We start from the raw sequence: 12202 nt of genomic DNA on the forward strand, positions 1-12202 counted from the left end.
GCAGCATCCAGCAACTCTCACTCCGCTGCCTGAAATCTTGCTGCCCCGAGGATGACACGAATCTCTGCACGGCAGGAGCCGCAATTGGTGCCGGCCTTCAGCGCCCCGCCGATGGCTTCGACGGTGGTGCAACCGGCCGCCACCGCTGCAACGATCTGGTTGGCTCCGATGTTGAAACAGGAGCAGACGGTGGCACCGGCATCGGGCCGTTCGACACCGGCGCGGCCGGCGACGATCGTGAAGCGGTCGCGCTGGCTGGCGTGGGTCGCTTCCAATTGTTCAACAGCCCAGCTGCGCGACACCGCGACCGGAGCGGGCGCGACGAAAAAGGCGCCCACGAGGCGCTCACCGTCGAAGGCGGCGATGCGGTGCTGGCCGGCGTCCCGGTCGTGATAGGCGAGCATTTCGGCCAAGGGGGCATCGAAGAGTGACCCGGCGAAGGCAGTCCAGTCGGCAGCGGCGTCGGCAAAGGCCAGTTCGACCCGCCATCCGCCCTTGCAGCGGGCTGCTGCCCAATAGTCGGCACTGATCGCTTCGGGTCGTTGCCGTGTCACGGCAAAACCAAAGACCTTGGCGGCAAATTTCTCGATGCGGGCCGCGACGTGTTTTAGCGCCGGCTGGCCTGAGATTGGGTCAGTGAGCGGCGCGATGAGTGCGTCGAGCCGGCCCCTAGCAGCGAACTGGTCGGTCCAGTGCATCGGCGCGAAGACGCTGCCCTGGCGCTGGCGGGGCGTGATCAGGGCACGGACCAGCACTTCGCCGCGCGGGCTGGAAATCCGCACGATATCGGCGTCGCCGAAGCCGTGGTGCAGCGCATCCGCGGGATGGATTTCGACAAACGGCTCGGCGATGTGCTGTGACAGGCGCGGGCTTTTACCCGTCCGCGTCATGGTGTGCCAGTGGTCGCGGATGCGGCCAGTGTTGAGGATGAGCGGGTAGTCGGCGGTGGTGCGGACTTCCGTCGCGGCGCGAATAGCGATGAAGCGCGCTTTGCGGTCGGGGGTGTAGAAATTGCCGTTGGTGAAGAAACGTGTGCTGGTTTGAGTGCTTTGGCGCGGCGTTGGCCATTGAAATGGCGCTAGCGCATCGTAGTCCTCAACATCGATCGCAGCATAAGCGCCGATATCGAAATCACGCTCGCCATCATTTTCGAACGCCGACAGCGCGGCATGTTCGACAAAAACTTCCGCCGGGGTCTCATGCGAAAACGCCTCGTCAAAACCCATCCGTTTCGCCACCTCGACGATAATCCGCCAATCCGACCGCGCCTCGCCGGGCGCGGCTAAAAAAGCGCGCTGGCGCGAGATGCGGCGTTCGGAATTGGTGACCGTACCGTCCTTTTCGCCCCAGGCGGTGGCCGGCAGGGATACATGGGCGTGACGCACTGTGTCGGTCTCTGCCAACACATCCGAAACCACGACGAATGGGCATGCCTTGATCGCGGCTTCGACGGCATCGGCATCCGGCATGGAATCGACCGGGTTGGTGGCCATGATCCACAGTGCCTTGATGCGCCCGTCGGCCACCGCCTCGAACATGTCGACCGCCTTCAGGCCGGGTTTGTGGGCGACGGCGGGCGCCTTCCAGAAACGCCGCACCCGCTCACGATGCTCGGGGTTTTCGATCTCCATATGAGCAGCGAGCATATTGGCCAGGCCGCCAACTTCGCGGCCGCCCATGGCATTGGGCTGGCCGGTCACCGAGAACGGTCCTGTCCCCGGCTTGCCGATGCGGCCGGTGGCAAGATGGCAGTTGATGATGGCGTTGACCTTGTCGGTGCCCGACGTCGACTGATTGACGCCCTGGCTGTAGACAGTGACGGTCTTCTGCGTCGCGGCGAACAGGCTGTAGAAACGGACGAGCTCTTCCTCGCTCAGGCCCGTGGCGGCGGCGACGGCGGCAAGGTCGAGCGCCGAGGCCGCGAAAAGCGCCTGCCCGAAGCCGGTCGTGTGCGTGGTGATGTAGGCGCGGTCCAGCGAATTTTGCTGGCCGAGATGAGCAAGCAGCCCGGTGAACAACGCGACGTCACCATCCGGCGCGATGGCCAGATGCATGTCGGCGATATCGGAGGTCATGGTGCGGCGCGGATCGACCAGCACGATCTTCATGTCAGGCCGCTTTTCCCGCGCCGCGGCAATGCGCTGGTAGAGCACGGGATGGCACCAGGCGAGGTTGGAGCCGACCAGAACGATCAGGTCGGCGAGTTCGAGATCCTCGTAGGTGCCGGGCACGGTGTCGGCGCCGAAGGCGCGGCGGTGGCCGGCGACGGAGGAGGCCATGCAGAGGCGTGAATTGGTGTCGATGTTGGCCGAGCCGATGAAGCCTTTCATCAGCTTGTTGGCGAGGTAATAATCCTCGGTCAGCAACTGGCCCGAGACATAGAAGGCGACCGCATCAGGACCATGCTCAGCGACGGTTTGCGAAAAGGTCGAGGCGACAAGGTTGAGTGCTTCATCCCAGCCCGCGCGCCGGCCGTGGATTTCGGGATGGAGCAGCCTGTCGTCGAGGCCAATGGTCTCGGCCAGTGCGGAGCCCTTGGAACAGAGCCTGCCGAAATTAGCGGGATGGTCGGGGTCGCCACGGACGGTGACTTGTCCATCCGTGGCGACCTTCGCCAGCACGCCGCAACCCACCCCGCAATAGGGGCAAGTGGTACTCACCTCGCGCGCTGCGTCGATTTCCATGGGTTCAGGCCGCGCGGCTCGCCAGCGCTGCCAGCGCGATGAACAACTGTCCGTCCTCGGTCTTCACCTGGATAGTGCGCACCGCGCCCTCGTCGGCGCCGAGCGCCTTGCCTGTCTCCAGCGAGATCACCCAATTGTGCAAGGGACAGGTTACCGCCGCGCCATGCACGATGCCTTGGCTCAGCGGCCCGCCCTTGTGTGGGCAATGGTCGTCGATGGCGAAGACCGCGTCGTCTGCGGTGCGAAAGACGGCAATCTTGCCTTGTGGCGTCGCGACACAGCGCGCGCCGCGGCGCGGGATGTCGGAGAGCGTGCCGATAGCGATCCACTCCATGATTGTCACTCCGCCGCCTGGGCAAATCCAACCGAAGCCATCGGCCGGAATTCGTGCTTGTCCTTGCCGGAGACGCGCTCCGACCACGGATCGACCTGGGCGAATTTCTGGGAAAAGACGAAGCGCTCGTAGAAGGCCTGGCGCTTGTCCGCATCGTCCATGATCTGGCGCTTGATCTCGGCGATGCCGATGCGCTTGGCCCATTTGTAGATGCGCTCGAGATAGCGGCCCTGCTCGCGGTACATCTGCGTCAGCGCCACGATATGCTGCAGCGCTTCGTCCTCGGTCCTGACCAGGCCGAGCACTTCGGTGCCCTTGATGTCGAGGCCGGCCGCACCAGCAAAATGGATCTCGTAGCCACTGTCGACGCAGATGACGCCGACATCCTTGCAGGTCGCCTCGGCGCAATTCCTCGGACAGCCCGACACCGCCATCTTGACCTTGGCCGGCGTCCACGAACCCCACATGAATTTTTCGATGCGGATGCCGAGCCCTGTCGAATCCTGCGTGCCGAAACGGCACCAGTCGGAACCGACGCAGGTCTTCACCGTGCGCAGGCCCTTGGCATAGGCATGACCGGACACGAAGCCAGCCTGGCCGAGATCGGCCCATACCGCCGGCAGGTCCTCCTTGCGGATGCCCAGTATGTCGATGCGTTGGCCGCCCGTGACCTTGACCATAGGGATCTCGAATTTGTCGACGACATCGGCGATGGCGCGCAGTTCCGCAGCATTGGTCACACCGCCCCACATGCGCGGCACGACCGAATAGGTGCCGTCCTTCTGGATGTTGGCGTGGACGCGCTCGTTGATGAAGCGCGACTGGTAGTCGTCGGCATAGTCGCTTGGCCAGTCACAGACGAGATAGTAGTTGAGCGCCGGCCGACACTTGGCGCAGCCGCAGGAGGTCTGCCACTCCAGCTCCTGCATGACGGCCGGAATGGTCTTGAGGTGCTTTGCCTTGATCAGCCGACGCACTTCGTCGTGACCGAGCGTGGTGCAGGAGCACATGGGCTGCACGGCTGCCGGGTTGTATTTGTCGCCGATGGTCAGCACCATCAGCTTCTCGACCAGCCCGGTGCAGGAGCCGCAGGACGCCGACGCCTTGGTGTGGGCGCGCACATCGTCGAGCGAGGTCAGGCCCTTGGCCATAATCGCTGTGGTGATCTTGCTTTTACAAACGCCGTTGCAGCCGCAGATTTCCGCATCATCCGGCAAGGCTGCAACGGCCGCCATAGGGTCCAGCGGGGCACCCCCCTGGTAGGACTGGCCGAAGATCAACGTGTCGCGCATCTCCGATATGTCGGTCTGCTTCTTCTTGAGATCGTTGAACCAGGCGCCATCGGCTGTCTCACCGTAAAGCACTGTGCCGATGATGCGGTCATCCTTCAGCACCAGGCGTTTGTAGACGCCGGCCGATGCATCGCGCAGCACGATCTCCTGGCGGTCGTCGCCGTCGGCGAAGTCGCCGAGCGAGAACAGCTCGATGCCGGTGACCTTGAGCTTGGTCGGCGTGTCCATGTGGACGAAGGCGGCGGTCTCGTCGCCGGCAAGCTGGGAGGCTGCGACGCGCGCCATCTCATAGAGCGGCGCCACCAGCCCGTAGACCATGCCGTTGACCTCGGCGCATTCGCCGATGGCGTAGATGTCGGGGTCGTTGCTGCGCATCCCGGCATCGACGACGATGCCGCGATTGATGGCAATGCCCGCCTCCTTGGCGATCGCCGCATTCGGCCGGATGCCGACAGCCATCACCACCAATGTCGCCGGAATGATGGTGCCGTCGGCGAGCTCGACCTGCTCGACCTTGCCGTTGCCCGTGATCGATTGCGTGTTGGCCTTGGTGATGACCTTGATGCCGCGCTCTTCGACCGCGCGCTGCAGGAGATAGCCGGCGGCGGGATCGAGCTGGCGCTCCATCAGCGTCGGCATGACATGCAGCACTGTGACATCCATGCCCTGTGCGTTGAGGCCGGCTGCTGCCTCCAGCCCCAGCAGGCCGCCGCCGATAACCACCGCCTTGGCCCGCGACTGTGCGGCCAGCATCATCGCCCGGACATCGTCGAGGTCGCGATAGGTCAGCACGCCCGGTAGGTTGTGCCCGGGCACCGGAATGATGAACGGCACCGAGCCGGTGGCGATGACGAGCTTGTCATAGGGCTCGATGACGCCATGGTCCGAAGTGACGGTCCTCGCCGGGCGGTCGATGGTGACGATTCGGTGGCCCTTGTAGAGGGTGATGCCGTTCTTGATGTACCAGCCGTCGCCATGGATGATGATTTCCTCATAGGCCTTTTCGCCCGACAGAACCGGCGACAGCATGATGCGATCGTAGTTCACCCGGGGCTCGGCGTTGAAGATGGTGACCTGGTAACGGCCCTGGGCCTTTTCCAGGAGGTGCTCCAGCATGCGCCCGGGGGCCATGCCGTTGCCGATGATGACGAGTTTCTCGGTCATGTCCTGATCCGCTCCGCTGTCACTCTGCCGCGTAGGAAAGGTCTGGAGCGTTGGCGGCCGCCGCGCGCTCCATGCGCCGGATGCTGACGTGCATCCAGGCCAGGCAGGAGACGACGATCACGAAGAGCAGCATGAAGCAGCTCGACCAGACACCGGTAAGATCGTTCAGCGCACCGAAGGCGATCGGCAGGATGAAGCCGCCGAGCCCGCCGATCATGCCGACAACGCCGCCGACCGCGCCGACACTCTGCGGATAGTAGGCGGGGATGTGCTTGTAGACTGCGGCCTTGCCGAGGCTCATGAAGAAGCCGAGCACGCTGGCGACGGCGATGAAGGCGAGCGGGCCGATCTCGAAATGGAAGGTGATCGGCCCGCTGATGCCGCGCACCACATAGTCTGCCGAGGGGAGAGACAGAACGAGGGTGGCGACGGCACACACGGTAAAGGTCCAGTAGAGCACGGTGCGCGCGCCGATGCGGTCGGAGAGCACGCCGCCATAGGCGCGGAAGACGCTCGCAGGGATGGAATAGGCTGCGCCGATCATGCCGGCGGTGGCGATGCCGAAGCCGTAGACGCCGATCAGATAACGCGGCAGCCACAGCGACAGCGCGACGAACGCGCCGAAGGAGAAGAAGTAGTAGAAGGCGAAGCGCCAGACCTGCAGGTTCTTCAGCGGGGCAAATTCCTGCCAGAAACCTCTCACAGCTGCTGCCTTGCCGGCACGGCGCTCACGGATGACCGGATCGTCGCCGGTCGTGAACCAGAAGATGGCCGCCATGACGACGAGTGCCGCCGCCCAGATCAGCGCCACCGACTGCCAACCCCAGGCGAGCAGGACGAACGGCGCTAGGAATTTGGTGACTGCGGCGCCGACGTTGCCGACACCGAAAATGCCGAGCGCGGTGCCCTGCTTGCCGGACGGGAAGAACCGCGAGACATAGGCGACACCGACGGCAAAAGACCCGCCCGCGAGCCCGACGCCGAGCGCCGCGACCAGCATCTGCCCATAAGTATGCGCAAAGGCGAGCAGGAAGGTTGCAACCGCCGCCGCAAGCATGGTTGCGGTATAGACAAGCCGCCCGCCAAAGCGGTCGGTCCACACGCCGAGCACCATGCGCACCAGCGAGCCGGTGAGGATCGGCGTACCGACCAGCAGGCCGAATTCCGTCTCGTTCAGTCCGAGCTCCTGTTTTATGCGCACGCCGATGATGGAAAAGATCGTCCACACCGCGAAGCAGACGGTGAAGGCGATGGTGGACATCACGAGTGCTTGCCGCGGGGTGTTGTCCTGGCTGGAGGTGGCTGGGAGATTTGCGGTCATCGTCGGCTCCGGTTTGCGGCGTGGGAGGCGCCGCGCATTGCGTTGATGAGAAGCGCGCGGTCAGCGCGACGGGGCTTGTGCAGTCACTACGGGGCGCGTGACCGTGGTTTTGGGCTCATTGGGAAACAGAAACAGCGCCGCAGCAACGAGCGCGGCCGTCAGCGCGCTGCTCAGCAGGAAGTCGCGGCGGGCGAAATCCTTGAAAGATGTTATTCCGATCCGTTTGGTCATCATTGTCTCCGGCCGGCCGCCGCTTGGGTCGGCACCGTCGATTGCGTGTTCGGGTCCAAAACAAAAAAGCTGCCGGCCAGGCCTCGCGCGTCCGTACATCCGGGATCGCGTCGTGACCTGAGCGGCAGCTTTGCCTGTGGCGCCCGCCATTGGACGCCGATTACTTTGCCCAAGAAGGGCTCGGCTAGTTCAAAGCAGGAACCGTGCCAGTTTCTGTTGGGATGAAAAAACTCTGTAGAATCAATGACAATCGGTCACGGCTAACGTTTCTGCCGACGCGGTATGCAGTTCAAACATTGGTCAATGGCGCAATCAAGCGCACAATTTTTGTGCAATGCACAAGAATGCCACGGAAATGATCAGGCCTGCGACGGAGCCGACCTTTGGCTTGCAATGTAGTCTTCGATCTCGTCGGGATCGAAGATCTGGCCATCGAAGAAACCGTCGGGGCCGAGCACGAGGCTCGCCCCTGCCGAACCGACCGGCGTCGCGGCCTTCAGCGCGCCCTCGACCTTGGCGTTGGCGCCGGGCAGCGCCACGCCGAGCGGCTTCAGCGCCGCGCGGTAGAGGTCGGGCCGGTAGCAGTCGCGGGCAATGGCCAGGTTTTGCGGCGTATGCGCCGACTGCCCCCAGCGCACCATCTGTGTGTAGAACCACAGCGCATGGCTCTTCCAGGGAAAGTTCGCCGCCTTGTCAAAGGGCACGAAGAAGTCCTCGACACGCCGCTCGGCGCCGCCGCCCAACGGGAGATGGCCGGTCAGAACCGGCATCTGCACCGCCGGCGGCAGGCCGAGGAAGCCCGGCTGCGCCATCACAGCGGCCAATTCGCCATGGTTTGCCGGGGCCTGGCACCAGCGCGCCGCGTGATGCAGCGCGCGCAAAAGTGCGGCCAGTGCCTCGGGATTTTGCTCCGCCCAGGCCTTGCGCGCGCCAAGCACCTTTTCCGGGCTGTTGCGCCATATCTGCGCCTTGACGGTGACGATATGGCCGGTGCCGGCGGCAACCGCGGCGCTGTTCCAGGGCTCACCGACGCAGTAGCCGTCAATGCGCCCAGTGGCCAACGCGTCGGCCATGAAAGGCGGTGGCACGATGACGATTTCGATCTCGCGCCGGGGATCGACGCCACAGGCGGCAAGCCAGTAGCGCAGTTCGTAATTGTGTCCCGAATGCGGGTGCACGACGGCGAAGCGAAGCGGCTCGCGGCCAGCGGCCGCGCGCTCGCGGATAAAGGCGCCGAGTGCTGCTCCGGCGCGTGCCGGATCGAGATCCGATACGGCGCCATGCGCCGCCATGCCGGCCCAGACGGCGTTGGCAATAGTGACGCAATTGCCGCCAAGCCCCAGCGAGAAGGGCACTATGGTCTCGGAAGCGAGCGGGCTCAGTCCGAGATTGCAGGCGAGCGGCATCGGCCCCAGCATATGGGCGACATCGAAATGGCCGATGGCGATGCGGTCACGGATGTTGGCCCAGGAGGTCTCGCGATGCAGCGTCAGGTCTATGCCCTCGCGCGCGGCAAAGCCGAGCTCGCCGGCCGCCACCAGCACGGCGCTGTCGAAAAGCGGCATGAAGCCGGCGGTGATCTGGTACGCAGCGCCCATGCTCATTCGTCCTCCGCCGGTCCCAGCAGCCCTGCGGCTGTCACCAGGCTCTGGGCGATCTCGCTGATCTTGCGATTCTGGTTCATCGCTGTCTTGCGAAGCAGCGTGTAGGCGGCCTCCTCCGTCAGGCCGCGCGACTTCATCAATATGCCCTTGGCGCGGTCGATCAGCTTGCGGTTCTCGAGTTCGCTGCGCGCTTCTTCCAGCTCGCGCGCCATGCGCGAGAAGGCGTTGAAGCGGCTCACCGCCATGTCGAGGATCGGCTTGACGCGCTCCTGCCTGAGGCCATCGACGACATAGGCCGATACGCCCGCCTCGACCGCCGCTTCGATCGAGGCCTGGTCGGAACGGTCGACGAACATGGCGATCGGCCGCTTCACCGCGCGCGACAGCTGGAACATGTTCTCCAGCATGTCACGGTTCGGGTTTTCGAGGTCGATGACGATGACATCCGGCTCGATCTCGGCGATGTGCCGCGCAATGCCGACGACATCATGGATGACGGTGACCCGCTCATGCCCGGCCTCGCGCAAGCCGGCCTCGATGATCGAGGCTCGGATGCGGTTTTCGTCGATGACCAGGACGGTGAGCGAGGATCGGACCATGCCTCAATATCGCCAAGCTGCGAAATTGTGCAATGCGGGATAGCGCGATGTCAGCAATGCGCCGAAGCGGTCTCTCGTTGTTGCCTTTCGAGAACGACGGCTCTTGGCGCTGCTTGCTCGTTCCGTGCGCGCTATTGAACGCGGGGACTCAACGCCTTGTACGACGGTCAGCCTCGCTGAGGGGCGGCGGCCGCTCTGGGTCAATTCACGTCGACGCTCCAAGGGTACATGAAGGTCCGCTTTCGACATTCCGAGCTTTGAAGCTGCAAGTCCGCTTCCGGCCCAAAGGCGACATCAGAACATCTGCTCTGCAAAGACCGCTTCGGGCGCATTTGCGACGTTCGTTGGCACCACAAGGTAGCAGGCTCGGCCCTGAAATCATTGAAGATTTTTCGGACAGGGCGCCACCAAAGGCTCATGTTTTTATTGTGGTTTCAAATAGCTTATAAGTAGGTTGGTAGCGGGAGAGGGACTTGAACCCCCGACCCCAGGATTATGATGCCTCTGCTCGCGCTCATTGGCTTCTGCAAAGAATGTTTACCGAGCTAGCTATGTCGACAAATCCCTCTGTTAACATAATGAAAACAAAGGCATTTGTCAACATTTGAGATGAATGAAGTTCAATGTTGAACGATTATCTGTAGGCACCATGCGGCCTTGTAAACAGATTTGGTAGTGGTGTAGGAGTGGTGTGGAGTTCTGACATCATTTTAGGGAAATCATGGCGACGACGAAGGCGTACATCACTGCAACCGAGGTCGCGCGCGCCGCAGCAGCGGCCGAGAAGGTCGCCAAGGCGAGGCAGGCGGGCAGGCCTGCTGATGGACTGACCGTCATTTCGGACCTGTCCCTGAAAGGCCTCCGTCTTATCTCGGCGAGCGGCATCGTCTCGTGGGCCGTGAAGACGTCCACTCATACGAAGACGATCGGCTACGTCTACCCCAAGCACGAATGGCCGCTCACGGCTCCGGAGAAGGCGAGGGAGCTGGGTGGACAGGTCAAGGCGCTGCTCAAGTCGGACCCCGAAAAAGTCGACGCCTACCTCGTGCACCGCCACGCCGGGCAGACGCACGATCAGGCGCTGGAGAGCCTGAAGCCGGACGCGACGACCTGGACCCTGCGCGAGTGCTTTAATAAAACGATCTCAGACAAGCTCGCCCCCAACGCCAAGAACAGTTTCGGGGAAGCGCAGGCGGCCGATCTTCGGGTCACGATGAAGCGGCCATGCTTTCAGACGGTTCTTGATACGGCCGCGGTTATTGTCACCGACAGCGACATCGAGCGCGTCCGAAACGAGGTGATGAACGAGGCCCTGGCGAAGGGCCAGAAGGGCGTGAGGCCATGCAACAAGTTCGTCACGCATGTCCGCAGCGTGCTCGACCATTGCGCCGTCCATCACAAAGGTGAGAGCGGCCTCGGCAAACTTGACCGTCCTTGGTGGCGGCTAGTCGCCGCGCTCTATAAGGACCCTGTGCGTGACCGCATGCCGACGATCGAGGAGATGGTGCGGACGCTGGTGATCGCCGAAGAGTACCTGAACAAGCCACTGCCAGGCAGGGCGATCATGAAAGAAGGCGTCAGGGCAGGGGCGTTGGCAGGTTTGTGGTGGCTTGTGCTGACGGTGCAGCGCGCCAGCGCGGGGATGTCTCTCCGTTCTCACGATGTCGTCGAGGATGCCGAGCGCCCCGGGACAGGCTGGATGCTCGCTGCGTGGGACAAAGATGTCATGAAAGCCGGGCAGTCTTTCGTGCTGCCGATCCCCGAGCGCGCGTGGAAATTCATTGACGGCTTTCGTGACTGGAACCTCCGCGGCAAGTCAGACGATTGGGCATTTCCGAGCGAAGTTAAAGACGACGTGCATGCTAGCGTGTCCGGTGTCTACCGCATTCTGTATCGGCTCTCAGCAAGGGATGCCCTGATCCAGAAAACAAAGGAGGAGAAGCCGCCGCGGCTTCGAAACGATGGCACGCCTTGGGGCATGCCAGTCCGCACCGAGCGGCGAGACCTGATGGCAGAAGCAGGTATCCCGTGGTGGAGCCTTCACGATCCTCGCCGGACGCTGACGGCGTTCATGGTCGGCAAGAAAATACCTGGCGCTGCGTCAGCGATCCTGGCTCACGAAGTGACTAACAAGGAAGGTCTGAAGGCCTCGGCGACAGAACGGCAGCGCGCCGATTTCCTCCGCCAGCGAACGGCGAAGATCACCGCCATGGCCTACGGCAATGAATCCCAATTCATCGAACTGAAATCTGAGGCCATGCTGCTCTGGACCGACGCCGTTCTTGATGAGTACTACAGGCAGAAAGCGACTGCGGCTGAAGCTGAAGTGGCGGCATGATCACGCATTCTCGCGCAGGATGCCCTCTTCCTTTGCGGCCAGCCGGAAGCATCTGCGGACCTCTTGGGGTGTCGCCTGTTCAGCCAGGGCAGCCATGCAAACCCTAATGGCCTTGTTCCAGTGAGGCCCCTTCTTGGTGAACCGGAGGAGTTCCTGGGAGGCACCTTCGACATGGCTGATGCCCGATGTCGCGCCGGGTTGAAGGGCTTTGATGTAGACCGGAGGGGCAAACCAGTGGAGAGCCATCGGAAAACTAGCCTTCAATCGAGAGGGACAGGGACCCTCCATCAACTTTAATGATGCTCAGGTGGATGGACCAGCCGAGGGCAGCGGCCGCTTTCATCAGATCAAAGAACGCGATCATATCGCCGCGGCCGGCGACGATCTCTTCCAGCGCTATCTGGGGCAGTCCCGTCATCCCGGGAGCTTCGGAGACTGCATCGCCCAGCTCTCGCATTACTCTCGCGATGGCACGGGCCAGTGCGGTTCGGAGGACCTCTTCGTCCGTGTCCATGGGCCAGCCTTCCGGGGCAGTTTCGTCGGTCAATGCTTCCTCCTGGAAGGGCTGAAAATGCCGTCCATCATCTCGTCGAACAAGGCCTTCGCCGGGCGTGGGTCGTCGGGGTCCGTCGTCG

At 63.1% G+C, this 12202-nt stretch carries 10 protein-coding genes; 1 reads left to right on the top strand and 9 read right to left on the bottom strand.

Annotated features, from left to right (window positions below; genetic code table 11):
• Window positions 1-17: 17 nt before the first annotated feature.
• The 7 genes from FJ548_RS25000 to FJ548_RS25025 all read right to left on the bottom strand — a co-directional run bounded on the left by FJ548_RS25000 (window position 18) and on the right by FJ548_RS25025 (window position 9229).
• Window positions 18-2684: a nitrate reductase gene (locus FJ548_RS25000; protein WP_140779236.1), complete on the bottom strand. Its 2667-nt coding sequence runs from the start codon at window positions 2682-2684 to the stop codon at window positions 18-20.
• A gap of 4 nt (window positions 2685-2688) precedes the next feature.
• Window positions 2689-3018 carry a nitrite reductase small subunit NirD gene (nirD, locus tag FJ548_RS25005; RefSeq protein ID WP_140690129.1) on the bottom strand — a complete coding sequence of 110 codons (330 nt, stop codon included), beginning with the start codon at window positions 3016-3018 and terminating at the stop codon, window positions 2689-2691.
• Window positions 3019-3023: 5 nt separating this feature from the next.
• Window positions 3024-5474, bottom strand: a complete 2451-nt coding sequence (gene nirB, locus FJ548_RS25010) for a nitrite reductase large subunit NirB (protein ID WP_140690126.1) — start codon at window positions 5472-5474, stop codon at window positions 3024-3026.
• 19 nt (window positions 5475-5493) lie between these two features.
• Complete coding sequence (locus tag FJ548_RS25015; protein WP_140690123.1) at window positions 5494-6795, bottom strand: nitrate/nitrite transporter; 1302 nt, start codon at window positions 6793-6795, stop codon at window positions 5494-5496.
• 60 nt (window positions 6796-6855) lie between these two features.
• A complete protein-coding gene (locus FJ548_RS30015) occupies window positions 6856-7029 on the bottom strand; it encodes a hypothetical protein (RefSeq protein WP_181168902.1) in 174 nt (57 codons plus the stop codon).
• Window positions 7030-7385: 356 nt separating this feature from the next.
• Window positions 7386-8624, bottom strand: coding sequence for a CmpA/NrtA family ABC transporter substrate-binding protein (locus FJ548_RS25020; protein ID WP_181168901.1), 1239 nt, complete (start codon window positions 8622-8624; stop codon window positions 7386-7388).
• A gap of 2 nt (window positions 8625-8626) precedes the next feature.
• Complete coding sequence (locus FJ548_RS25025) at window positions 8627-9229, bottom strand: ANTAR domain-containing response regulator (RefSeq protein WP_140607096.1); 603 nt, start codon at window positions 9227-9229, stop codon at window positions 8627-8629.
• A gap of 721 nt (window positions 9230-9950) precedes the next feature.
• Here FJ548_RS25025 and FJ548_RS25030 point away from each other — a divergent pair.
• Window positions 9951-11567 (top strand): hypothetical protein, encoded by a 1617-nt coding sequence (locus tag FJ548_RS25030; protein ID WP_140779238.1) that lies wholly within the window; start codon window positions 9951-9953, stop codon window positions 11565-11567.
• Here the strand turns inward: FJ548_RS25030 and FJ548_RS25035 are convergent, their stop codons facing one another.
• Window positions 11568-11813, bottom strand: coding sequence for a DUF982 domain-containing protein (locus tag FJ548_RS25035; protein ID WP_140779239.1), 246 nt, complete (start codon window positions 11811-11813; stop codon window positions 11568-11570).
• Between the two features lie 7 nt (window positions 11814-11820).
• Window positions 11821-12114 carry a hypothetical protein gene (locus tag FJ548_RS25040; protein WP_140779240.1) on the bottom strand — a complete coding sequence of 98 codons (294 nt, stop codon included), beginning with the start codon at window positions 12112-12114 and terminating at the stop codon, window positions 11821-11823.
• Between the last annotated feature and the right edge of the window lie 88 nt (window positions 12115-12202).

The sequence above is a fragment of the Mesorhizobium sp. B2-4-17 genome, from assembly GCF_006441275.1.
Taxonomy (GTDB): domain Bacteria; phylum Pseudomonadota; class Alphaproteobacteria; order Rhizobiales; family Rhizobiaceae; genus Mesorhizobium.